General features: G+C 46.8%; 1 protein-coding gene. It reads left to right on the plus strand.

Translation table 11 applies throughout. The features are described 5' to 3' along the window. A partial coding sequence (locus R8N47_RS26905) for an efflux RND transporter permease subunit (RefSeq protein WP_318186325.1) occupies positions 1–585 on the plus strand: 585 nt, incomplete at both ends.

Consider the following 585-nt stretch of genomic DNA (forward strand, 5'->3'; position numbering starts at 1 on the left):
ACCAGACGGCAAGTATGATGACCAATTCTTAATTAACTACATCAACTTGAACGTAAAAGATCAGTTGGCGCGTGCGAAAGGCATCAGTGAAGTAAATGTAATTGGTGGTGGTGAATACGCGATGCGCGTGTGGTTGGACCCAGAAAAAATGGCCAACCTCAAGCTAACGACATCGGATGTATATGCTGCTTTAGCGGAGCAAAACGTTCAGGTTGCTGCTGGCCGTGTTGGTGCCGCGCCTTACAATAACCCGCAAGAAGTGCAGTTCAACCTAGTGACGAAAGGCCGCTTAGAAAGTGTGAGCGAGTTTGAAAACGTTGTTCTTCGTGCCAATCCAAATGGCTCTACGGTTTATCTAAAAGACGTTGCTCGTGTTGAACTGGGTAAGAAGTTCTACGATGGTAACGGTAAGTTCCGTGGGCAAGATGCTTCGATTGTCGCTCTGTCACTTCAGTCTGATGCAAACGCATTAGAAAGTGGTAAAGCAGTAATGGAACTGCTTGAACGCTTGAGCGAAAACTTCCCTGAAGGTATGACTTACGAAACCAGCTACGACACGACTGTGTTCGTCGCTGAGTCGATCAA

It is taken from the genome of Vibrio sp. 2132-1, from assembly GCF_033344315.1.